This is a genomic window from Psychrobacter sp. NPDC078631 (assembly GCF_050268165.1).
GTDB lineage: Bacteria > Pseudomonadota > Gammaproteobacteria > Pseudomonadales > Moraxellaceae > Psychrobacter.
Genome location: NZ_JBNNGG010000001.1, coordinates 1,399,201 through 1,423,799 on the forward strand (window position 1 = coordinate 1,399,201; position 24,599 = coordinate 1,423,799).

At 43.2% G+C, this 24,599-nt stretch carries 22 protein-coding genes; 10 read left to right on the forward strand and 12 right to left on the reverse strand.

Translation table 11 applies throughout. The features are described from left to right. Positions 1–37: 37 nt before the first annotated feature. Together arsS and ACQKCP_RS05565 are read right to left on the reverse strand one after the other, a co-directional pair. Positions 38–1,030, reverse strand: a complete 993-nt coding sequence (gene arsS, locus ACQKCP_RS05560) for an arsenosugar biosynthesis radical SAM (seleno)protein ArsS (RefSeq protein WP_427611587.1) — start codon at positions 1,028–1,030, stop codon at positions 38–40. Between the two features lie 231 nt (positions 1,031–1,261). Beyond that, entirely contained in the window at positions 1,262–2,464 is a 1,203-nt protein-coding gene (locus ACQKCP_RS05565) for an FAD-dependent oxidoreductase (RefSeq protein WP_427611588.1), read from the reverse strand. 375 nt (positions 2,465–2,839) lie between these two features. Here ACQKCP_RS05565 and ACQKCP_RS05570 point away from each other — a divergent pair, with 375 nt between their 5' ends. The 6 genes from ACQKCP_RS05570 to ACQKCP_RS05595 all read left to right on the forward strand — a co-directional run bounded on the left by ACQKCP_RS05570 (position 2,840) and on the right by ACQKCP_RS05595 (position 8,485). Next, the gene (locus tag ACQKCP_RS05570) at positions 2,840–3,796 is read left to right on the forward strand and encodes an alpha/beta fold hydrolase (protein ID WP_427611589.1); all 957 of its coding nucleotides are present in this window, start codon (positions 2,840–2,842) and stop codon (positions 3,794–3,796) included. A gap of 224 nt (positions 3,797–4,020) precedes the next feature. After that, complete coding sequence (gene dapD, locus ACQKCP_RS05575; protein WP_057760881.1) at positions 4,021–4,842, forward strand: 2,3,4,5-tetrahydropyridine-2,6-dicarboxylate N-succinyltransferase; 822 nt, start codon at positions 4,021–4,023, stop codon at positions 4,840–4,842. Between the two features lie 225 nt (positions 4,843–5,067). Then, on the forward strand, positions 5,068–5,799 hold the full coding sequence (queE, locus tag ACQKCP_RS05580; RefSeq protein WP_427611590.1) for a 7-carboxy-7-deazaguanine synthase QueE: 732 nt from the start codon (positions 5,068–5,070) through the stop codon (positions 5,797–5,799). Between the two features lie 61 nt (positions 5,800–5,860). Continuing rightward, a complete protein-coding gene (locus ACQKCP_RS05585) occupies positions 5,861–7,012 on the forward strand; it encodes a multidrug resistance efflux transporter family protein (protein WP_427611591.1) in 1,152 nt (383 codons plus the stop codon). A 100-nt stretch (positions 7,013–7,112) separates the two neighbouring features. Continuing rightward, entirely contained in the window at positions 7,113–7,748 is a 636-nt protein-coding gene (locus ACQKCP_RS05590; RefSeq protein ID WP_057760886.1) for a trimeric intracellular cation channel family protein, read from the forward strand. A gap of 71 nt (positions 7,749–7,819) precedes the next feature. Then, positions 7,820–8,485 (forward strand): trimeric intracellular cation channel family protein, encoded by a 666-nt coding sequence (locus tag ACQKCP_RS05595; protein ID WP_057760888.1) that lies wholly within the window; start codon positions 7,820–7,822, stop codon positions 8,483–8,485. 82 nt (positions 8,486–8,567) lie between these two features. Here the strand turns inward: ACQKCP_RS05595 and recJ are convergent, their stop codons facing one another. After that, complete coding sequence (gene recJ / locus ACQKCP_RS05600) at positions 8,568–10,442, reverse strand: single-stranded-DNA-specific exonuclease RecJ (protein ID WP_427611592.1); 1,875 nt, start codon at positions 10,440–10,442, stop codon at positions 8,568–8,570. Positions 10,443–10,759: 317 nt separating this feature from the next. Here recJ and ACQKCP_RS05605 point away from each other — a divergent pair, with 317 nt between their 5' ends. Beyond that, complete coding sequence (locus ACQKCP_RS05605) at positions 10,760–11,275, forward strand: hypothetical protein (protein WP_057760892.1); 516 nt, start codon at positions 10,760–10,762, stop codon at positions 11,273–11,275. Between the two features lie 184 nt (positions 11,276–11,459). Beyond that, positions 11,460–11,849: a hypothetical protein gene (locus tag ACQKCP_RS05610; RefSeq protein WP_201567403.1), complete on the forward strand. Its 390-nt coding sequence runs from the start codon at positions 11,460–11,462 to the stop codon at positions 11,847–11,849. Between the two features lie 98 nt (positions 11,850–11,947). On the opposite strand, the gene ACQKCP_RS05615 is transcribed toward ACQKCP_RS05610, so the two are convergent. From ACQKCP_RS05615 to uvrB, 3 genes are all read right to left on the reverse strand, one after another. Next, a complete protein-coding gene (locus ACQKCP_RS05615; protein WP_057760896.1) occupies positions 11,948–12,325 on the reverse strand; it encodes a hypothetical protein in 378 nt (125 codons plus the stop codon). A 299-nt stretch (positions 12,326–12,624) separates the two neighbouring features. Further along, on the reverse strand, positions 12,625–13,677 hold the full coding sequence (locus ACQKCP_RS05620; protein WP_427611593.1) for a pyridoxal phosphate-dependent aminotransferase: 1,053 nt from the start codon (positions 13,675–13,677) through the stop codon (positions 12,625–12,627). Positions 13,678–13,999: 322 nt separating this feature from the next. Next, positions 14,000–16,111, reverse strand: a complete 2,112-nt coding sequence (uvrB, locus tag ACQKCP_RS05625; RefSeq protein ID WP_101206411.1) for an excinuclease ABC subunit UvrB — start codon at positions 16,109–16,111, stop codon at positions 14,000–14,002. A 478-nt stretch (positions 16,112–16,589) separates the two neighbouring features. Between uvrB and dps the strand changes: the two genes are divergently transcribed. Next, a complete protein-coding gene (dps, locus tag ACQKCP_RS05630) occupies positions 16,590–17,072 on the forward strand; it encodes a DNA starvation/stationary phase protection protein Dps (RefSeq protein ID WP_114700342.1) in 483 nt (160 codons plus the stop codon). 157 nt (positions 17,073–17,229) lie between these two features. On the opposite strand, the gene ACQKCP_RS05635 is transcribed toward dps, so the two are convergent. From ACQKCP_RS05635 to ACQKCP_RS05650, 4 genes are all read right to left on the reverse strand, one after another. Continuing rightward, the gene (locus ACQKCP_RS05635) at positions 17,230–18,318 is read right to left on the reverse strand and encodes a cation diffusion facilitator family transporter (RefSeq protein WP_427611594.1); all 1,089 of its coding nucleotides are present in this window, start codon (positions 18,316–18,318) and stop codon (positions 17,230–17,232) included. A gap of 188 nt (positions 18,319–18,506) precedes the next feature. Beyond that, complete coding sequence (locus tag ACQKCP_RS05640; RefSeq protein WP_102092905.1) at positions 18,507–19,067, reverse strand: acyl-CoA thioesterase; 561 nt, start codon at positions 19,065–19,067, stop codon at positions 18,507–18,509. A gap of 151 nt (positions 19,068–19,218) precedes the next feature. Continuing rightward, a complete protein-coding gene (locus ACQKCP_RS05645) occupies positions 19,219–19,629 on the reverse strand; it encodes a DUF2177 family protein (RefSeq protein ID WP_404692671.1) in 411 nt (136 codons plus the stop codon). A gap of 39 nt (positions 19,630–19,668) precedes the next feature. After that, positions 19,669–20,571, reverse strand: coding sequence for a LysR family transcriptional regulator (locus ACQKCP_RS05650; RefSeq protein ID WP_427611595.1), 903 nt, complete (start codon positions 20,569–20,571; stop codon positions 19,669–19,671). Positions 20,572–20,679: 108 nt separating this feature from the next. Between ACQKCP_RS05650 and ACQKCP_RS05655 the strand changes: the two genes are divergently transcribed. Continuing rightward, positions 20,680–21,852 carry an MFS transporter gene (locus tag ACQKCP_RS05655; RefSeq protein ID WP_427611596.1) on the forward strand — a complete coding sequence of 391 codons (1,173 nt, stop codon included), beginning with the start codon at positions 20,680–20,682 and terminating at the stop codon, positions 21,850–21,852. A 116-nt stretch (positions 21,853–21,968) separates the two neighbouring features. On the opposite strand, the gene ACQKCP_RS05660 is transcribed toward ACQKCP_RS05655, so the two are convergent. Next, complete coding sequence (locus ACQKCP_RS05660; protein WP_427611597.1) at positions 21,969–23,423, reverse strand: class I SAM-dependent methyltransferase; 1,455 nt, start codon at positions 23,421–23,423, stop codon at positions 21,969–21,971. Between the two features lie 128 nt (positions 23,424–23,551). Continuing rightward, positions 23,552–24,565 (reverse strand): DUF1365 domain-containing protein, encoded by a 1,014-nt coding sequence (locus tag ACQKCP_RS05665; RefSeq protein ID WP_427611598.1) that lies wholly within the window; start codon positions 24,563–24,565, stop codon positions 23,552–23,554. Positions 24,566–24,599 lie beyond the last annotated feature (34 nt).

Sequence of the window (24,599 nt, forward strand, 5' to 3'; positions counted from 1 at the left end):
AAAAGTGCTTATATTAAAAGTGCTTACATTAGAATTACTAAGGCGTGTCTACTAGCACTTTCTCTCCTGCCTCTTCTTCTAACGCGCCGCCACAACTACTGCCCTGCCCTGCTGTGCAACCATAGCAGTGGTCAGCAATGGCAATATCATCACCAGACGGGTTTCGCGTTAACAAATCACTTAGGTGTCGCCGTGAGTTATTTGGGACAGGTATCTCTAACTGCTGATTGAAATCACAATCAAACAGCTCACCCAACCAATTGACACTAATGGTCGAACGGCACATGACCTCGGCTAGATTAGCAGCCATATAATTAGCTTTGAGCAAATCCATATACGGGTGGAACTGGTCTTTTGCCAATAGCACCGCCCCAAAACGCTGAATCGGCATATTGGTTAGGGCAAATAGATGATTAAACTCAATATCAAAGTGTGCTTTTAACTCACGCTTATAATCCGCTTCAAGCTGCTGTTGATTGGGCGGCAGCGTCGCGCCTTGCGGATTGAAGACCAAGTTTAATGTTAAATTTGAATTAGGCTTGCCATAGCCCAACTGATTGAGCTTCTGTAATCCCAATATACTGTCGTCAAACGCACCTTTGCCGCGCTGTTTGTCTACGTTTTCTAAGGAATAACAAGGCAAAGATGCCACCACTTCCACTTGGTTATCTGCTAAAAACTGCGCCATATCCTCATAACCCTCTTCCATAAGGATAGTCAGATTACAGCGGTCTATCACTTTGACACCTAATGCCCGAGCGGCCGTGACCAAATACTTAAAATCCTCATGCATTTCAGGTGCACCGCCCGTCAAATCAAGCGTATCGATGTTTTGTGCTTGTAATACCTCTGGTATCAGCTCAACCAACTCACGTGACATCATCTCGGTACGATAAGGACTGGCAGCCACATGACAGTGCACACAGGACATATTGCATAAGTAGCCCATATTGACTTGCAATATCGTCAATTGACGTCGTTTTATCGCTGGAAAATCAGTATGCTCAAGTAGCTCGATAGTTGATTTCATGGTGGTCTAAAATCCTGTTAGCAGTACAACTAAAAAAGGATAGCAACGTGACATTAAAGAGTAGAAAACAAAGTTAGCGCATTGCTTTTACTGTTTATTTTCAAGATTGACAACGTAAAACCTGATTGCTCACTTTACGGTTTATCTAATCAATCATACCTGATTATCAATAAGCATTGATGACTAATCAGATGGATTTTATGGTTTATTCCAAATGAGCATTAACCTTCGTTAGTTCTTATCAGCTTCGATAAAACGCTTATCGATATACTTCTTGAGATGCCATACCCAGCGGCCTTGTAGGTTTACATTACCCCAACTACCAATGGCGTATTTATCACCGCAAGACAGCAGATATAGCGTGCGTGACTTTGGCTGATAGCTCTTCATTACGTTGTCACCCAGATAGGCCAATAGATTATCGGCTTCGACAGCCCCACCATGCACTGAATGAACCCCCGAGTGCGCCACGTATTTATCGATTCGTGTCGCCACATCACCAACCGCAAACACGTTAGGATGAGAGACGCTCTGTTGCTTATCGTTTACCGCGACAAACCCATCACCTTCGATTTCCAAATCCGTAGAAGCCGTCCATGCCGACCCTATGACGCCAGTCGCAGCGATGACCGCATTGATGGACAATGATTTATGGGTGGTCAATAATTTTCCATCACGATAATCGGTCGCTCGTTCTCGAATTATCGTAATGCCATGACGATGTAACTGCTTAATGACCCGTTGTCGAAAGCCTGAATTAAACCCTGACAATAGATTCTCACCGCATACTAATGTCACCTGATGATTACGATTGATATTCCGTAGCGCGACTTGGGCTGCCATGACCAATTCTATTGCCGCAGCGCCTGCCCCGATAATAGCCAATTGGTACTTTTCAGATGACTTGGCATCTTTTAGAATCCGCTGCCATTGTGTGATGAATGTTGATAACGGTCGTATGGCAATCACGTCAGTATTAGCATAGGTATTAACAGCGCCAACATCTCTATCATCACTATCGCTTTTATGCTCGTTGTAGCCATTGTGGTCACGTAGCCAACGCATATCTGTATCTGCGCCAGTATTTAAAGACAAGACATCGTAGTCAAAATCCGTTTGTTCATCGCCAGTCGTAACCACCTTGTTTGACGCTGCGTTTACTTTTACAAGCGACTGCTGAATAAAGCGCACGCCTGCTCGCACACAAAGCGATTTGATATCGATACTGATATCATGCAGCTGATAATGCCCTGCCATCCAACCCGGTAACATGCCAGAATAGATAGTTTGCGGTTGCTCGCTAATTAAGTGAATGTCTGTATCTGTCGTATCGGTATTCTTTAAATGCGCGGCGCTAAGTCGGCGTAACATGCCAATGTGAGCGTGACCTGCGCCTGCCAATAGTAGTGTCTTTTTCGGTGAAAATTTTGTCATAGATGATTTTATCAAGGCGGTTGGCGGTTGGTTGCTGTTAGTGTTTGATGGAATGTTGATTGATATAAATGACTTTAAAAACTCATTTAAAAGTATCATATAAATAAGACCAGTCTGTTGCGGGCGAACAGTAAGAGCGTAAATGGCGTATGTGGTTTATACAGACTCAGCGATAGTTACTGCTTTAACCGTTATTAGTAGAATGAGATTTTGTATAACTGAATTAAAATCATAAAATAAGGTGAAATTATTTATCATCGCCCAGTACAATAGGACAGTATAAGAGCCGCATGATAAATTGCGCTGCTTGACTCATTATTTGAGAAACATTGTCAAAACCGTTAATGAAAATTATAAGTAATCAAGGAACATTACATGAGTACCAACATCGATACCAGTAACGATCACATTTTGTCTTCTGACAATATTCACTACTTGCACCATGATTTTTTTGAACCAAGTAGCAAAGACGTCGAGATTAGCGCGACTTTATTGATTGTGCATGGCATGGCAGAGCACAGCGGTCGCTATAGCGATTTTGCACAGTTTTTGGCAGACAATGGTATCGCTGTGGCGACTTACGATCATTTGGGTCATGGACAGACGATCAAGACTGAGGCCGATCTCGGATTTTTTGGTGAGGAGCATCCAGTACAGTCGTTACTAAAAGACGTGATTGTGATGGCCGATAGCCTAAAAGAGCGTCATCCAGACGTCCCGCATTTTGTGATGGGTCACTCGATGGGCTCATTTATCGTGCGCAATGTACTCAAGCATCATGCGCATAATTTCACAGGCGCCATCCTAATGGGTTCCGCAGACGCCAACCCACTAGCTAAGGTTTTATTACCTATCAACAAATTACTGGCCAGAGTCGCACCAAGACAACCGAATACAGTTTTTGCCAAGGTGATGAATAAAGTCCTGAACAGCCAACTATCTGATCGCAGTTCGTCCTCACAGTTTGCGTGGCTCAGTGAAAATACCGCAAACATTGAAGCCTATGAAGCCGATCCTAAGACTGGTTTTGACTTTACCAATAATGGCTTTATGACATTGTTTACGCTCATGGATACTGGACTGAATAAAAACTGGGCTACTACTATTGCCAAAAACTTCCCGATGTTATTTATCAGCGGTGAAGATGATCCGATTGGTGAAATGGGTCGCGGTATACGTAGGGTTGTCACGCGTCTGGACAAGCGTAATTTCAGTCATGTCGATATTCAGCTGTATCCTAATATGCGCCATGAAGTGCTGCACGAAAAGGATAAACAGACCGTTTATCAAGATATTTTAGAGTGGATAGAGACCAACACGACAGACGATTAAATCATGATAAATGAGTTGTTTTAAGAGGATGTCTGAAAACAACTCATTCAATATTGTCACAATAAGATCCTCAACGTGTTTGCTAAAAGCGGTCAAATTAGCGACAATACGGCAAGCAAGTTTTTGGACCAAGCCAGACCTCGAATTTTCTTGAGGCTGGGTCATATAAGTCTTTAACCATAACATTAAGATCCCCCTCCCTTTCATTCATTTTAGGAACCTTTATGTCATTACAACAAACCATCGAACAAGCATTTGAAAACCGTAACGAATACAGCCCAGCCAATATGCCACAAGACGTGCGTGATGCTATCAATCAAGTACTTGAGCAACTAGATAACGGTAGCCTGCGCGTAGCAGAAAAGAAAGATGGCGAATGGGTTGTCAATCAGTGGGCCAAAAAAGCCGTATTATTGTCTTTCCGTCTAAACGACAACTACGTCCAAGCTGCTGGCGAACACGTACAGTTCTATGACAAAGTTCCAACTAAATTTGCTAACTGGACCGAAGCGCAGTTTAAAGAAGCAGGCGTACGCGTTGTACCACCAGCTGTCGCGCGTAGAGGTTCATTCATCGCAGCAGGCGCAGTATTGATGCCGTCATACGTCAACATCGGTGCATATGTCGATCAAGGTGCGATGGTTGATACCTGGGCGACTGTTGGTTCATGCGCTCAAATCGGTAAAAACGTGCATTTATCAGGCGGCGTTGGCATCGGTGGTGTATTAGAGCCATTGCAAGCAAACCCTACTATCATCGAAGACAACTGCTTCATCGGTGCACGTTCTGAAATCGTTGAAGGCGTTATCGTTGAAGAAGGCGCTGTCATCTCTATGGGTGTCTATATCGGTCAATCGACGCGCATCTATGATCGCGAGACTGGTGAGATTCATCGTGGCCGTGTACCAGCAGGTTCTGTTGTCGTACCAGGTAGCTTACCGTCAGAAGATGGCACACACAGCTTGTACGCTGCTATCATCGTGAAAAAAGTTGACGCGCAAACTCGTGCAAAAACATCAGTAAATGAGCTATTACGCCTAGCCTAAATATTTGGCACGTACCGTTGTTTATTGAATAATATTGTTTTATATGAAGATGCTGGAGGATGACTCCAGCATCTTTTTTGCAGCTTAATATAACGCGTTACGTTATAATCCTCTTTTAGTTTGTCTTTATACAAACACAAAATCATTCGTATCATCCCCTGCCTTTTTATTACGATTGATAAGCGCTTCATTGCCTTATCGACCTTTAACTGTATTTGAAATATTATGAGTGAATCATCATTACGCACCGCCGCTATCCCTGTCACTGACCCTGAAGCAGGGTTACGTCTGACTGAGATTTTTTATTCCTTACAAGGTGAGGCAATCACCTCAGGCTTGCCGACGATATTTGTGCGTCTAACAGGCTGTCCGCTGCGCTGCGTCTATTGTGATACCGAATATGCTTTTACTGGCGGCGAACGTCAATCATTAGAAACTATCATAGAAACCATCAAAGGTTATCCGTGCAAGCGTATCTGTCTGACGGGCGGTGAGCCGCTAGCACAGCCAAACGCCATTGAATTGATGAAACGTTTGCTGAGCGATGGGTATGAGATATCCCTTGAAACCGCAGGCGCGCTCACGGTAGAAAACGTGCCAGCAGCAGTCAGTAAGGTAATGGATCTCAAAACGCCAAGCTCAGGCGAAGTCGACAAGAATCTATGGTCAAACCTCGACTATCTCACTCAGCATGACCAAATCAAGTTTGTCATTATGAATCGTACAGATTACGACTGGGCAAAAGCTAAATTGACCGAGTATAAGCTAAACGAATTGGTCGGTACAGTGTGGTTCTCTCCAATGTTTAACGTCGCAGATGATGTCAATGAACAGCTAAGCCCTGAAGTACCTGTATTGGCGCGCGAGCTAGCAGAATGGATGTTGGCTGATGCCTTGCCAGTTCGCTTTCAGCTGCAATTGCACAAAATCATTTGGGCAGATGCCAAAGGCAAGTAACTATCAGCAAGTAACAAACAGAAAGTGTGAACACGTTGAGTGCCATGGATAAGGTAGCGGTATGATCAAACTCATTTTATTGGGCTTGCTAGCAGGTGCGTTTTTTAGCTCGACATTTATCTTAAATGAGCTTATGAGTAGCGCAGGTGGACATTGGTTTTGGTCAGCGAGTCTACGCTATGTCTTTATGCTGTTGATTATTACTGCCATTATTACGATGCAACATGGCTTTGGTCGTATTAAAGCGCTAATGAGGATTTTTCTTCAGCATTGGGGTTTTTGGTGTATTACTGGCAGTATCGGATTTGGGCTGTTTTATACTGGTATTTGCTATGCCGCAGATCATGTTGCAGGATGGGTGGTAGCGGCTACCTTTATGTTTACCGTCGTCACCAGTTTGCTTGTGCTATTGGCATTTGGTCAACGTTTTGATAAAAAGTTCATCGTATATGCTGTCATTGTCTTTATCGGTGTGGCGTTCGTTAATATCAGCGAAGGTCTGCATGCTGCTTCTATAACCGACACCGTCCCCATGTCTGACATGCTGCTCTATGGTGCGCTACCCGCTCTTATCGCTGCTTTTAGCTACCCAATTGGTAACCAGCTGGTTTGGCAGGCTTCTCATAATGCCCGCCAGCGTAATACTGAATTACAGAAGGCAGCAGAGTTGAACGCTCAAAAAGCTAGTATTGGTATTGATATTAATGAGCAGAGTGAACCGCTCATATCTGAAGCTTATGATTTGCCAGCTACGACATATGATGCTACCGATATTGATAGCGTACTTCAAAGTGACAACACTGCGGCAACCTCATCCCTACAAAATCTAATTGCTCGTATTCCTTCTATCGAAACCACGCTACTGCAAAATGCCTTTAACAAAGTTTGGCTAATGACTCTTGGGTGTTTGCCATTTTGGCTGTTTTTGGGCATTATAGTGCGCCCTGACCAGCCCCACCCCTCACAAATAATCAATACGTTGCTCGTTGCTCTATTAGCAGGCGTGGCAGCGACCACTATATTTTTGTATGCGCGCGAGCAAGCTGTTACTTCAAGCGAGGTTGCAGGCGTTGACTCAACCCAAGCCAGTGAAGTTATCTTTGCTTTGATTGGGGGTATAGTATTATTAAATAACGCCATACCTTCGGCGATGGGACTGTTCGGTATAGGGCTGATTATTGTAGGGCTGATATTCTTTGCAAAAGATGGCTAAATGGCACCATAACACTACGCCCATTTCATCAAAGTCATGCATTGAATAACCGCCTAAAAAACACCTATCACTTTGATGATCTCGATTTGGCACTATAACCATGGGTAATGCTTTGATTTTTCCTGATATTCTATTATATTTATTGGACATGGTTGGCATTGTTGCCTGCGCGATTGCAGGGACTTTACTTGCGCAGCATAAAGGCTTTGATATCGCTGGGTGTATCTTGGTAGCGATGGTCAATGCTATCGGCGGTGGTACATTACGTGATATGGCTCTCGACCGTCATCCTCTATTTTGGATGACTGATCTTAATTACGTGATCGTTATCACGGTGACCTCTCTTATTTTACAAATATTCTTTCACCTTTATCATAAGATTGATAATGCGTTAAAGCTCTTTGATGCCATCGGGTTGGCCGCTTTTAGTGTCATTGGTTTTAAGGTAGCCTTAACCCTAGACATGTCTCCCCTAATTGCTATTATGATGGGCGTCTGGACTGCCATTATCGGTGGTTTGCTACGTGATATCATCTGTAATGAGATTCCGTTAGTGCTACAGCGTGAGATTTATATTACTGCCAGTATCGCAGGGTCTGTAACGTATTTATGCTTACAGTATTTTGGGGTGGGCGCTAGTCTTAACGAATTTATTATGCTGTTTGTGATCTTTGCAGTACGTATGCTCGCGCTCAGGTTCGACTGGCATCTGCCTTCTATTCGACTCGTGAATTAATTAATTGAGCAAGACTCTACTTAGATAGCCTTTGTTTGACTGACAATAATTGAAAATAGTGAGAACTGCCCATGTTGGCTATCGTATTGGACCCTACCGTACTGATCACTACTTTTGACCCACGCTCTTTGATATATTTCTTCGATATGATTGGCATCATCGCCTGTAGCGTCTCGGGCACGATACTTGCCAAGCACAAAAACTTTGATGTCTTCGGCTGTCTACTCGTGTCTATTGTCACTGCTATTGGCGGCGGCACGGTACGTGATGTCATTCTGGATCGCCATCCGTTATTTTGGATGGTAGATATGAGCTATCTGACCCTTATTACGATTTCATCGCTAGCGATGCAGATATTTTTTCATCCAAACTCCAGACGAGTGGATAAGTTCCTTAAGCTATCTGACACCATTGGTCTGTCAGCATTTACGCTGATCGGCATCAAAGTCGCTGATAGTATGGGTGCCAATGTGCCTGTAGCGCTATTATTAGGTGTGATTACCATCGTGGTTGGTGGCATCATTCGCGATATGATTTGCAATGAGATTCCATTGGTACTACAGCAAGAGATTTATATCACGGCAGCGTTGACAGGTGGGGTTCTGTACTTTGCTCTAAAGAACTTAGGCGTGACAGATTGGGTAGCTGACATCTCTACGATGAGTACGATTTTTACTTTGCGTATGCTGGCTATTCGTTACGATTGGCAGTTCCCCACACTAGAGTGGAAATACTGATACTAGAGCGTGTCTTCATTTCAAAAATACCAACGCGCTCATATTTGAGCGCGTCTAGTATTATCAGTTTGACATTGCTACTTTAGCCTTGCTCTACCACAGCCAAATCCTTGACCATCAGCTGTAAGCTTTGCTTGCCATTCCATTCATTGATGTCTAGCTGAAATAACAAATGGACTTGCTTAGCACGGTAATCCCACGCCTCATTATCGAAGTTAAAGCAAATGGCCTCTATCGGATATTGAACGTCTGGATAACGCAGCGATAACTTAAGATGTTTGTCTTTTAAAATCCTGAAGCTCAGTACCTCAAACACACCATCAAATATTGGCGGTGCAAATCCATGACCCCAGATACTGGCATCGGCTAAATGCTCGGCAAACCATAAGCTAAAGTCACTCGCTTGCAAAGGTCCATCGGTGAATTTTTGCTCTGCAAATACCTCATCATCCATCTGAGCCATCACTTCATTAAAAGCTGTGACAAATGCCTCAAAGTTACGGCGCTTTAGGGTCAGACCTGCTGCCATCGCATGCCCGCCGAAATGACTGATTAATTCAGGATAACGCTCAGCAACCTGTTCAATCGCATCACGAATATGTACGCCAGAGATAGAACGTGCAGAACCTTTAATGGCACTATCTTCATCTGTTTGTTCAGTGTCTGCTGGTGCAAAAACGATACTGGGCAAATAATGGCTTTCTTTCAATCGACCAGCGACAATGCCAATGACTCCTTGATGCCAGTCATCTTGGTATAGAATAATACTACGCGCACCTGAATTGCTGGCTTTAGAAGTGGAGACAGCTTGAGTAGCCACATTCTGAGTAATAAGCGCTTGAGTAATTGTATCATCATTACTGGTATTATCATTATCATTGATATCGCCACTCACACTCTCATCGCTATTATTTTCATTAGCCAGTGCTTGTACGATACTATCAGCTTGCGCACGCATCTCGCCTTCTACATGACGACGCGTACGGTTCAGCTGCTCAAGCTCTTGTGCCAAACGTTGTGCAGTACTCCAGTCTTCGGTTAATAAGCACTCGATACCGATGCGCATATTATCCATACGCCCAGCTGCATTGATACGTGGACCTAATACAAAACCAAAATCCTGTGCATGAAGCTGCTTGGGATCACGGCCCGCTTGCTCAAGCAATGCCAATATTCCCATACAGCAGCGGCCTTGACGAATTGCCGATAGCCCATGATGTACCAAGATACGGTTGTTTTTATCCAGTACCCCAACGTCTGCAATCGTCCCAAGTGCGACCAAATCCAAATATTGGCTCACCTGTACCGTAGACTTGCCAGCTTCGCGGCGTAGCTTTGCTAAGCGTCCGAGCACATAAAATGCTACGCCTACTCCAACCAATGCCTTACTAGCAAAGTCACAACCTAGCTGATTGGGATTGACTACCGCTTCGGCAGGTGGCGTCTCTTTGGTCGTGAGATGGTGGTCTGTGATAATCACCGTAATACCATCAGCTTGGGCACGCGCCACCCCTTCATGACTTGAGATACCATTATCAACCGTCACTATCATATCTGGTTGAAAAGTCTCAATACCTAACTCGACGATCTCTGGCGTCAGGCCATAACCGTACTTAAAACGATCTGGTACTAGGAAATCAACGACCGCACCCATCTTTGTGAGCGCGCGCATCATTAAGGCTGTACTGGTGGCACCGTCACAGTCAAAGTCACCAACGATCAAGATACGCTGACGCTCATCAATCGCCAAGTCCAATAAGCGCACGGCTTCTGTGACACCGTGCAGTGCCTCAGCAGGCAATAGACCTGATAGGCTAGTCTCCAGCTCATCAGGCGCAGTGATACCTCGCCCTGCATACAGACGGGCAAGCGTGAATGATTGAGCGGCAAATGGTTGCAGCGCGGCGGGCAACTCGTCGATGCGAGTGCTGGTATAACGGGGGGTCAAATTTAGCATGAGGGTATTCTACTGGCTTTAGCAGAGGGTCACAATGACAATTTATACTACCTCTGTATATCATTAGGCATTGTGCAACCTAATGAATAATGCCCATATATTAGTAATAATTGAGACTGCCATTTTTATAGCTCATGTAAATCACCTTCGTTTACTCACTTACAAAAAAGGTGCACAGTGTGAGTAATTTCATTCATTTTGCTACAAAGCAATGATTGTAAGCCACGCATAAATCCATAAAATAGTAAGCAACTGAAGGATTTGTTATTCATTGAACTTTTTATCATTTATATTTTAATTATTTATAAGGACACTTTATGAAAACCACGCCACTTGCTGAAAAACTTCCAAATACTATCGACCCTAACCTAGACCTTGATAAAGTTAAAAAAGAATGTCAAGGAATGGTAAAAAGACGCGCTAGAGTTTCTGCTGGTGTAGCGGTTGTGCCAGTGCCATTTTTTGATGTGGCAGTTGATGCAGGCATGTTAACTCAGTTGATTCCAGAAATTAGTGAGCGTTTTGGTCTCATTGAAGACCGTCAATCAGCCATTAACTTGGAATCTCGCGAAGTGCATTGGAGCGCAGTAAAAGACCGTACCGTAGATTTCGCTGGACTCATGGCAACACGTGGTATCGTCAAAAAAACCATCCAAGGTTTCGGTGGTCGTATCGCTGCCAAACAAGTGACCAAGTTTATCCCACTTGGCGGTCAACTGGTTGCTGCAACGATGGGCTATACGATTTTTAAGAAAATTGCCAATGACCATATCAATGAATGCTATAAATTGGCAAAAGATATTCAGCAAAAAGAACACGGCAAAAACGTATAAATAAGCCGAATAGCTTAGTCTATATCAAGCCAGTTAAGTGTTCACTTAGCTGGCTTTTTTGTGGTTTATACAGATAAGTTATAGAGCTCTAAAATAATATGCGCTTGTGGTTAATGATGTCATTGCTAGGTTTTACTGATAATATACAGCTTTATTTATGACAGACACCTTAAAGGACTAACTTATGAAAAAAATCTTGGCTTCAACGATGATGCTAGCGACTTTTGCCTTGGCGGGATGTACCACAACAGGTGCTACAAACAACGGTACGGGTACAGCAATAGGTACCGCAAACGAGATCGGCATGAATGTTTTTAGAGCTGCGATCGACAACCAATGCCGTAGCCAAATTGAGAAACAAAACGCGTGGCGTGTTGCAAGCGTCGCCATGACAGAAGCACAGCAAGAATCTGTTAAAACCAATGTTTGTGGCTGCGTCAGTGAGCAAGCACCGCAGCAAGTGACGATTGTTGAGCTGGGCAATGCCGCGATTGACTCTCAGTACCGTACTCAGTTAGTCGCACAAGTCGTCGCCAAATCTCTACAGAGCTGCTATACAAGCTTTGTTCAATAGAACAATCAAATTATTCATTAGAATAAGAAATAATAAAAAGGGTGCGTTATACATAACGCACCCTTTTTATTGCTAATAGATTAGTTCATTTAATTAGCCTAAAATTTATTTGTGTCAGATGGTTGAGACGTTATAGAAGCAGTAAAAGGCAACGATTGGCTACGACGAAAATACTTCGAGGTACTATCAATAATCTTATCTACTTCCTTAATTAAATCATTAATCACGTCATCATAAATACCATGATATAGCTCTTTTTCAAATGCTGTAAATGGGTGCTTACGCGAAGCTGAACCCACCTCAGTGACACCGTCTTTACTATAAAAAATATCTACGCGACCATCACTATTCAACACACAATTTAATAGACCACCTTCAATTTCCATCTCTACGCGTTCTGGCATAAAAATATAGTCATCTACATTGATAAGCTTTTTTTCTACTTCTCGTTTAAAAAATGATTTGATATCGAACATAGGTACATCCCTAACTTTATAATTATAAGATACGTGAGCATGCCGAGCACTGTGACTGTTACCCAGTATTCATCTGCGTGATTAACGGGTCATGCTTTACTCAGTTATCCTATAAGATAGCGTTAGATTATTTAAGGTGCGATATGTAAAACTGCGTTTGATGTTGGTAAAAATGTGCGATTGATTTTGGATGTGACATAGACCCAATAAAATAGAACCAGAAAAATAAACACAACAAAAAAGGAAGCTGCTAATCAGCAACTTCCCTTTATATCATCCAACTGCATTAACTAACCTAATTAGACCCAGCCCTTTTCACGAAATGATTTGAGCACCTCTACAAATACCGCCATCTCATCAGGTCTGCCAAGTGTTAAGCGATTAAATCCTGTGATAGGTGCAAACTCGCGACCAACTGCGATGCCATGTTCTCGCATTCTATCGATATAGATTTGCACATCGCCTTTTATCTCATGGAATATAAAGCTCGCTTGTGACGGCAAATAGCGTAAGCCCAGCTTATCTAATGTTTGCTCGACCAGCTGACGCGATTGATTGGCTGTACGTAAGCTCAATGCCAAAAAATCTTCATCATCGAGAGTCGCTAATGCAGCTACCGCACCTGCCAAGTTGGTATTATCAATCGAGATAAATGCTTCTAATCTAGCTATCATTTGCGGGCTAGCAACTGCATAGCCAACACGCATGCCAGCGAGTGCACATAGTTTTGAGAAAGTACGCACCACAACGATATTTTCTGAGTACTCCTCTCGTATCCATGCAACACCACTCTCAAAACTTGGATCAGTCACATACTCTGAATAAGCTTCATCTAATAAAAAGTAATGGTTACTTGTTGCATTTCCTACCCATTCTCTAAGTTTTACTGTGTCAGTAATAGTCGACGTTGGGTTGTTTGGATTGCACAGATAAAACAAGCTAATACCGTCAAAGTCATCAGCGACTTTTTGCATGCTTTGCAAGTCAAAAGCGTAGTTTTCAGTCGTCAGCGGTACTTTTACCACAGGCACATCGATAGATGTCGCGTATAACTCAGCATAGGCAAAGGTTGGATGCGGCACGATAACTTGAAATTTTTTGCCTTCTACTAATGTTTGATTTTGTAGCATTTGGACGACAGTACGAATGTTTTCACTAGAGCCACTACCCAGTGAGATTTGACTGTCTGTCACACCGTTTATCTCAGCGACTTTGGTAATCAGCGCTGCACGTTGGTCATCAGGATAACGAAAACCGATATTTAAAGAGTCGATAACGGCTTGTTTGGCCACATCTGACATGCCGAGTGAGTTTTCGTTAGAGTTTAATTCTATTAAGTTGTTGGTAAGCACAGTGAATAATACGCCTAGATTATGTCCATTCCAAAAATTTAGTCTGTGTTGATAATGTGAGCTATAAAAACAGTAAGCCTAGCCTACCAAGAACATTACACGTACTTGGCTTATTAGCTTGTGACTTAAACTTTTGAAATGTTATATGGATGGTGAGGTTTATGCGGATATGGTAAGTGGCAATGCGCAGTATTACAAGTATTCTGCACATTCCCATATTGAATAAACCACAAAAAAGTGAGGTACTCAAAAAGCACCTCACCTTCGCTATTGTTTAGCCTCTTTTTAGCCTCTTTTTAGCCTCAATATTTAACCTCAGTTATCAGATTAAATGTGCTTTTAACTCCAGCACTTTATCACGCGTTTTTGCTGCTTCTTCAAACTTCAAATCACGCGACATTTGCTGCATTTGCTTCTCTAATCGTTTTATTTCTTTGGCAAGCAGATCAGGACTACGCAAGATATTGATATCGACATCTGGCAAGTTACTCTTAACTGGGATAGCTTGATTATCATTGGCATCCAAGCTTTCACCCGTATCAATCTTGTCCGTGATACTACGGCGAGCGCCTTTTGGCGTGATGTTATGCTCAAGGTTAAAGGCAATCTGCTTATCACGGCGACGATCCGTCTCGTCTATCGCCTTTTGCATACTTGGCGTAATACGATCGGCATAGAGAATGGCTTTACCGTTTAAGTGACGCGCTGCACGACCAATGGTCTGAATCAGCGAACGCTCAGAACGCAAGAAACCTTCTTTATCAGCATCAAATATCGCTACCAGTGATACCTCAGGCATATCCAAGCCTTCACGTAACAAGTTGATACCGACCAGCACATCATGCACGCCAGTACGGAGCTCATGGATAATCTGCATACGCTCGACAGTATCGATGTCCGAATGTAGATAGGCGACCTTTACATCGTACTCTTTAAGGTAACTGGTCAGATCTTCCGACATGCGCTTGGTCAACGTAGTAATCAGTACACGCTCGTCCTTTTCACGGCGTTTGGTAATCTCTGATAGCACATCATCAACTTGCGTCAATACAGGACGTATTTCAATCTCAGGATCAATTAGTCCTGTAGGACGAACGACCTGCTCAACGACTTGCTCGCTGTGTTCAAGCTCATATAGCGCTGGCGTGGCACTCACATAAATGGTTTTGGGCTTAATGCGCTCCCACTCTTCAAACTTCATCGGGCGGTTATTCATCGCACTGGGTAATCTAAAACCATAATTGACCAAGTTTTCTTTACGTGATCTATCGCCTTTATACATCGCACCAATCTGTGAAACCGTCACATGTGATTCATCAAGGAATAACAAGGCATCTTCTGGAATATAATCAAACAACGTCGGCGGCGCTTCCCCTGATGGACGCCCAGAGAGATGCTGTGAGTAGTTTTCGATACCGTTACAGTAACCAAGCTGCTGAATCATCTCCAAGTCATACTGGGTACGCTCTTTGAGACGCTGTGCTTCAATCAGCTTGTTGTTGTCACGGAAGTACTCTAAACGCGGCTCTAACTCAGCACGAATCGTATGACTGGCAGCTTCTAGCTTATTACGCGGCGTCACATAATGAGATTTTGGATAAATGGTAATACGTGGCACGCTGCGTACCGTCTTACCCGTCAAAGGATCAAACCACGTGATTTTCTCAACCTCATTATCGAATAAATGCACACGTACAGCTAGCTGCTCAGACTCAGCAGGATAGATATCTAACAGCTCTCCACGCAAACGATAGGTACCACGACCAAAATCTAGCTCGTTACGTGTGTACTGCATCTCAACCAAACGCTTGATAGTTGCCGTACGGTCAATGTTATCGCCCACAACGACATGCAGTAGCATTTTTAGATAGCTTTCTGGATCACCCAAACCATAGATACAGGATACCGAAGCGACAATAATCGCATCACGACGTTCTAACAAGGCACGCGTGGCTGACAGGCGCATCTGATCAATATGATCGTTAATGGCGCTGTCTTTTTCGATAAAGGTATCACTCGCTGCGACATACGCTTCTGGCTGATAATAATCATAATAGCTGACAAAATATTCGACCGCATTATTAGGGAAGAACGATTTGAACTCACCATATAGCTGAGCCGCTAGCGTTTTATTGTGCGCCATGATAATGGTCGGACGCTGAGTTTCAGCGATGACCTTCGCCATGGTATAGGTCTTACCAGAGCCAGTCACACCCAATAGCAACTGCTCGTCCATGTCCGAATTGATACCGTTGACTAACTTTTTGATAGCTTGTGGCTGATCGCCTGCTGGCTCAAAGTCAGTAACCATCTCAAAGGCACGACTTGATATTTGCGTCCCTGACGCATTAACACCACTAATTTCAGCTTCGCCTTGGAGCTGAGTGGCCAATTGATTTAACTGACGCGATGAGCGCGGTTCAGGCATTCGCATAATGGCTTTCTTCTTCTTAAGGTTTATAACAATATGGGGTCTGAGCAGCGGTTTTTAAAGGAGAATAAGGAGCCTCATCCTATAGTTAAAACACTGTCTCGCTGCCCAAAAACATGAGTGTATAGATCTACTATTTATTAAAAGTTAAGGCTTAATAGTAGCGGATAAAACTTACATCGTTATAAAAAACGCACACAGTATTCGATAAATTTACAAAGCTTTTCATGGTTAACAAACTCGTTACACGACCACCTAACAAAGCCTAACACTCAAGGGTTCCAACACTGAGTTAAGCTGCTATTATCGTTCTTGAATTAACAAGTTGATGACTTCTAAGTATTAGTGATCAGTATTAATGAATTGATAGCTGTACAGCAATTCATTAGTTTTAACTTGATTGTCATCGAATAGAAGACCAATAAAAATACATTGAACTTTCATTCAATATAATAATTTTAAATAAATGACGGAGTAAAATATGAGAGAACGTTACGCAAGTGGTATTTCAGACGAAACTGCGAAAAAAATGATTGATTTGCTAAACGCTAACCTAGCAAACGTTATTGATTTGACCTTAGATGGCAAACAGTGCCATTGGAATCTACAAGGCACCGGCTTCATCGGTGTGCATCAGTTATTAGATGAAACATCAGATCGCATCCTTGAAGTATCAGATACTATCGCAGAGCGTATTGTGATTTTGGGCGGTCAACCAAACGGTTTGGCAAGTCGCGTAGTCAAAGAGTCTATCCTAGATGACTACCCAACCGATATCACTGAAGTAGATCAGCATGTTCGCGAGTTAACTAGCCGCTACAAGAAAGTCGCAGAGACATTGCGTGAAGCGATTGCTACTGCTGGCGACGCAGGTGATGAAGACACCGCTGACTTATTTACAGAAGCTAGCCGTATCATCGATAAAGATGCATGGTTCATCGGCGCAAACGCACCAAAGAAATAATAGCATTCAATTTGACTAGTCACTAAGCACTAGAGTTATAAAAAAAGCCGTCATAATTGACGGCTTTTTTGTGTCTGGGTTTTTGAATTTAGAAAGTGTACTTAAAAGCATTCAATAGGATTTCTCTACCGCATAATTAAACTATTAAACTTCTAAATTAGATATTCTCTAAACTTAGCAGCTCAGCGTTAGGTTCTGACAGTGTCAAGATAGCCTCTTGAAAGACTGGGTTACCTCTGAATAGATTTTCAATCTCTTCAAATTTCTGAGCGATATGCTCTTCTTTTTGATTGCCTGCGATATCTACTGCCGCCACCATAAATATCTTTTTTGGGCCGACCCACTCTAAGTGCAGGTAAGACACACTATCGATATCTGGATGATTCAGCAGCTCGCTCAAAACGTATTCGTGCATCCGGTCAGTGACTCTATGCCCGACTAAGAAATCTCGGTTACGACTAATCAAGAATATCGCGACGACGCCCAATAGTAGACCGACAATAATAGACCCTAACGCATCCCAATATGGTTCGCCCGTATAAGCGTGCATACCCATAGCAGCAGCGGCAATCACCAAACCGATGACTGCTGCTAAATCTTCAAAGAATACGCCGCGCAACGTTGGGTTGGACGTATCTACGACATAGCCAAGTGCACTGGTATCGAGCGCTTCACCATGCTTTTTACTTTGTCTGTATGCCTGAATCAATGAGATCCCCTCGAGCACAAACGCCACTGCCAATACGATAAAGCCAATCGTATAGTTAGCCTCAGATTCAGTAGCGTTCCATTCCTTAATACCGGTATAGATAGAGACAATCGAGCCTGCCGTAAATACACCAAAAGCAGCAATCATCGACCAAACGTAAGACTCTTTGCCATAGCCTAGCGGATGGCTTTTATCAGCAGGTTTGATGGATTTTTTTTCTGCGACGATGAGCAAAGTACCATTGCCAGCATCCGCCCATGAGTGAGCTGCTTCTGCAATCATAGAGGCTGAGCCTGTCATAAAGGCGGCAACTGTTTTTGCAATTGCAATAACCAGATTAGCCCCGACCGCAATCAACACAGTGATCAGTGAGCCTGAATGCTCATCATTGGTTTCAGGGCTTTGATTGAGAGTATGTTTTAGTTCAGGGTCACTTGGAATTTTAGAATTACCTGCCCCACGCGCGCGAGGTTTTTGCGCCTTAGGAGAGGCTGGTAAATGGCGCTGGGGATTAGCAATAGATGGCTTTAGACTCATGCTAGACTCACTAAAATAAGGTATTGATAGTAGAATTTGTCGCCGTAGATAAATGGCTTGAAATATATATCAGCTTAAGATAAGCGCTCTACAATATCAGTGTCTTTTTAGTGAGTCGTTGTATGAATTATTAATTCAATAAAACTGGATAACTCTTGATGATTTCAGATAGCTTTGAATAACTTAGGCTACTTTGCTACCTTTTCATTTTCTTCGTGTTCGTTAAACTGTTTATTAATCTCTTCGAAATCACAACTTGGACGATGTGAACTTTCCATACGCAGTTTCTTTCGTTCTTTAGCCGCATCCGCTCGACATTGCTGCATCTTGTTTTTGATATCGAGTGGCGGTGCGGATGTTGGTTTACCATTGTCATCGATAGCCACCATCGTAAAGTAACAACTGTTGGTATGACGAACGGTACGACCCCGCACATCTTCTGCTTCGACGCGAATACCTACTTCCATTGAGGTGTTGCCAACATAATTGACGCTGGCTGCAAAAGTAACCAACTCGCCCACATATATCGGCTCACGGAACATCACCTGATCGACAGACAGTGTCACCACATAGTTACCACTATAGCGACTGGCACAAGCATAAGCGACCTGATCAAGCATCTTGAGCAAATCTCCACCATGCACGTTACCAATGAAATTCGCCATATCAGGAGTCATAAGTACTGACATGTATAATTCATGGTTTAATGGGGCTTTTTTGGCAGTGGAGCTGGTATTGTATTGCGGCATAATATTCCTTAATGGTTTGACACTTATTTATTATGTCTACCATTTATACAGCAGGGCACCGTATAGCACAAACGATCCTCTGTCATTAGACAGTCTAAATTGTGTAAATTAGGGCTATTTAAACAGCGTTATATAGGCCAAGATGTAAGCGCTAGCTCAACCAATGGAAACGGTACGCAAGCCACGCTACTATGGCACTAACCGAACCGGTCAAAATACCACCCCATACAAAGTCAACGAGCGCTGTATCTAGCGTAAAACCCTTATACAGTGCCAAATTGGTAAAGTCGTATGTGCCATAAGCCATCAAGCCAATCAACCCGCCGAGTAAGAAGATATGACCAACGGATGCGCCAGCTTTGATTTGCGGATACAGTACCAAAATACAAAGCGCCAATATATAAAACATATAAAACACGCCAGCGGCTATCATGTTTGGCTCATCGGCCAATAGATGCCCGATACGCGACTCATAAAAGGCGCCTTTCATGGTCGTCAGCCAAACAGCATCCACGCCCAAAAAGATGACCACAGCAGCGAGATAAATAAAAACATAACCCATGATAATACCCCTTATAAAATGAATAAAAACGGATAAAACTTATAATGTCAGTCGTGGCTGAATAAAATCTAAAAATGCTAAAATACGCGATGATACGGCACTGTTTTTATAATAGACCGCCTGTATGGCTTCGCGATTGTTTGGTCTGACTATCGCTTCAGGCAACACCTCAACCAATCGTCCAGAATTCAAGTCTTCACCAATCATAAAGTGTGACAGTAAAGCGATACCTTGATGATTTAAACACAGCTGACGCAAGGTCTCGCCGCTACTGCCAGTCATATGAAAGTTCAGTTTCATTGGTGTTTTTAGTGGCCAGCTATTTAGTTTTGACGCATCGTTAAAGCCAATTAACTTATGAGTGCTCAAGTCATCAATATTCAAATCATCAATATGAGCTACTTCATTATGCTGATATAAATATTCAGGACTGACTACTAGCCGCAGCTGACTTTTACCCAATAGACGCGCATGCAGGTTTGAGTCTTTTAAATCGCCAATTCTGATAGCCAGATCCGTCTTGTGCTCAAGCAAGTCGATGATGTTGTCATGCGATGTCAAATCAAGCGTAATATGCGGATACTGCTGCACAAACTCACCAACCAAAGGCGTCAGCTGATGCAATACAAACGGACTCGCAGCATCAATTCGTAGATGCCCACTTGGTGCTTGTTTTAACAGCTTAATCGCCTCTTCACCGGTATATAACGTATTTAAACTCTCACGCGCATATCTAATAAAGACATGCCCTTCCTCCGTCAGCTCCAAGCGCCGTGTCGTTCTATTTAGCAGCGTACATTGCAGCGTGTCTTCGAGTCTGGACACAGCACGAGATACCTTAGCTACTTGCTGATTCAGTAAATTAGCAGCGCCAGTAAAACTACCCGTGTCTACTACCGTCAAAAATATCTCTATGTCTTCTGTTTTAGCATGTCCCATCATCATGATTACCTTTACAAAATTGACAAAGGTATTTTGTCATTTATGCTGTTTTTTGCAAACTATAAATCCGTCAAACTACGCGCATCATTTAATTATTAGGATGTCGTTATGCCACTCGCTTTATGGGCGCTTACTCTGAGCGCATTTGCAATTGGGACAACCGAATTTGTCATCGTTGGATTGGTACCAACTATTGCCGCCGATCTGGGTGTGAGCTTACCTTCAGCAGGGTTACTCGTTAGCCTATATGCTGTCGGTGTCGCTATCGGTGCCCCTATACTTACCGCACTCACTGGCCGCTGGAATCGAAAAATAGTACTGATGAGCTTAATGGGTCTGTTTGTGCTTGGCAACTTATTGGCTTGGCAAGCACCCAGTTATGAAACCTTAATACTTGCCCGTATCTTGACCGGTCTGGCGCATGGCGTGTTTTTCTCTATTGGTTCTATGATTGCTACCAGCCTTGTTAGTAAAGAAAAAGAAGCCAGCGCAATTGCCATTATGTTTACCGGACTCACTGTTGCGCTCGTCACTGGTGTACCCCTTGGCACATGGATTGGACAGCATTTTGGCTGGCGCGCTACGTTTCTAGTCGTCTCAGTACTGGGTTTAATCGCTTTAATTGGTAGCGCAATATTAGTACCAAAAAACCTAAAAAAATCTATCCCTGCGACGTTCAAAGAGCAATTACAAGTCATTGTAAAACCACAGTTATTACTGGTTTATCTCATGACTATCCTCGGCTATGGTGGTACGTTTACGGCATTTACCTACCTAGCACCTATCTTAGAGCAGCAGACCAAATTTGCGCCATCAGCCATCGGCCTTATCATGCTCGTATATGGCGTATCCGTTGCTATTGGTAATATCTGGGGCGGAAAACTTGCAGATAGACGCGGCCCTATTAGTGCGCTTAGCATTATATTTAGCGCCCTAAGTGTCATTCTTTTACTGTTCACCTTTACTATGCAATCCAAGATTGCCGCAGTGCTAACTATTTTGGTATGGGGTGCGTTCGCCTTTGGTAATGTACCAGGTCTACAAATCTATGTGGTTAAGCAAGCTGAAAAATATACGCCAAATGCCGTCGATGTCGCTTCTGGATTGAACATTGCTGCATTTAATATCGGTATTGCACTGGGCTCAATCATCGGTGGTAGCGTGGTTGAAAATATGTCATTACAAGACACAGCTTGGATCGGCGCTGTTATCTCTTTAATGGCATTAGCGGTAACACGCTATTCAGGTCTGCGTGATAAGCGTGCCCTGCAAGCATCGTAGAACCTTTCGATTTAGAACTTTTAAATGTACAACTTCTCAACATATGGGTCTCAAACTGTTCATGCAGTATGAGACTCTATGAATGTTATGAAAAAACCCTATCTATGTCATCAGACTTATACTGACGCGGTGTCTGTTCTATCTTCTTTACTAAAGGCTGTCTCATCGTTCAAAACCGTTTTATGATTTAAGACGGCAGATGGCAAATCAGAAAAATGTAGCGTATCGATGTTGTTAGGCTTCACCGCAGTAACTTGTACCACACCGATCGTGCGCTCCAAAAAGCCACCCTCGCAATAGCAAAAGTAAAACTCCCATAGGCGGATAAAGGCATCGTCATAGCCAAGCGCTTGAATCTCTGCACGCTGCGCCATAAACGCAGCACGCCAGTCACGCAGCGTGTACGCATAATCGAAGCCATAATCATGCAATTGTTTGACGACCATATCGGTTTGTTCAGTAAATTGTGTCGTCAGTTCTTGGTTGGAAAGCAGACAACCACCTGGGAAAATGTGCGTTTGGATAAAATCGACTGAATCGATATAGTCTTGATAATTTTGATCATTAAAAGTGATGGCCTGTAATACCATAAGACCTGTCGGCTTGAGCAAGCTATTACACTTGGCAAAGAAAGTCGGTAAATACTCATGCCCCACCGCTTCAATCATCTCAATACTGACTAATTTGTCATATTGACCTGTCAGCTCGCGGTAATCTTGCTTGAGTAGCGTGATTTTGTCAGACAGCCCTGCCGCCTCGACTCGTCGCTTCGCTTCATCATACTGGGCATCAGAGATAGTCGTGGTGGTCACATGACAGCCGTAGTGCTTAGCCGCAAAGATAGCAAAGCCGCCCCACCCTGTACCGATTTCAATCACATTATCATCAGCGCTGAGCTGTAAACGTTGGCATATGAGCGACAGTTTGTATTGCTGAGCATCACTGAGCGTCACATCAGGCGTAGGATAGACTGCCGATGAGTACATCATGGTATCGTCCAAAAACCGCTCATACATGTCATTGCCCAAGTCATAATGCGCTAGGATATTGGATTTGGATCCAGATTTATCATTGCTACGTAGCTGGTGCTTCGCTTTTTCAAATGCTTTACTAATACCTGCAAAACGATTCTCTAGTTTATTGAGTACGGCTAAGTTACGAGCCGCCAAACGAATCAAACCTGTCAGATCATCCGTATCCCACTCACCATCGATATAACTGTCTGCTAGCGCGATAGAGCCTCCTAAAAGCAGCTGACGATAAACAGCAGAATCATGAATCTGCAATGTCACATGTAGCGAATGGCGACCAACCGCCGAGCTACTAGTGTCATTAGTAGCTACTTTGCCAAAGCTACTTGTCTTAGGTTCCTGCTCGTCAAATGTTTCAATCAGCGTGAGGCTACCAAACTGAACGTGCTGTAACGCACGAAAGATAAGCTTTCTAGCTAAGTTATTCACACTATTGCTGACTGGCTGTAGTACAGCACTTTCATTAACTACTTTGCTCACACGAGCAGTTAGTTTTTCTAGTTTTGTGACTGGTGCTCGATCGGTCGGTCGTGCTGGCATCGTGTATTTATCCTTATTTAAATGCTTTATTTTTTAGTATTACATTGACGATATTTTTGGTTTGTTGATATTTAAAAATTGCTAGAACTATAAGACATTTTTTTCGCTCGATACTGCTAGCTGCTTTTCTACTGTCTACTTTTCTGTTGACTGTCGGCCAATTTTTCATCGTAGTTGATATACGGCACCTTTTTAATCGCATAGAGCTTAAACGCATGCCAATAAATACGGGTTAATGACGTCATATTCATCAGAGGGTTTTTTCGCAAGCTATGACGAACGGTATCTTCTGTCATTGGTACGCCTGATATCTTTATACCAGTTTTTAGCACTTCACCGCGCTCATCGCTGATATTGATAGCAATACGTGCTTGTAATCCAGTGTTAGGCTGCTCATCAGTTTTAGTACGTTTTACCGTTACCTGCCAGCGATACAGCTGATCAATAGGGTTAAAAGGTGATACGTGAAAATCCTTATCATGACAGAATTCAGTATCCTCTCCCTCTAACAGAAACCCGTAGTAATGGCGCTTGTCCCATGGCGTGTTAGACACTTCAGCCAATAGATGAGTGGGCGTCTGCTGCGCATCAAACCCCAAGTAAAAATTGACTGGGCTAAAGTACATGCCCGCATTACGGCAGACAAGCAATCCCAATATATCGCCTTCAGGCGCGCTTCCTGCATGTTTTTCAAATGCGCGGCTTAGGCGTTTTTCTAGTGCTTGAACAGACTGTACATTACTATCATGTTTTTCATCGTTACTTAGGCTATTAGCACTCTGTAGGTCAGTATGCTGTAGATAGTCATCAGGACAGAATTGTTGTAGCGCTTTTTTCTTTGCTGAAAATAGAGGCAGACCTTTTGCTAGTAGCTTTTTCGATAATACTTTAGGTAATGGTAACTTCCCTAGAACCTTACTTTCATCAAATGACGCCGTGTTAATTTCAGGCAGTTCCTTCCCTTTCGCAAGCGCACTAATATTGACGCCCCAATAGCGATAAGGGTAAACGAATTTATTCACGCTAGGTAGCAGACGACTGTGCCATGTCGTACCCTCAAACAGCTGATGCGGCAATGCAGTGGGATCATAAGAAGACTCATGACTTGGCATAGCATTGGTATCTTGAGCGAACGTGGTCATAAATAGTCTCTTGTGTAACGGTATGCTTTTCGTA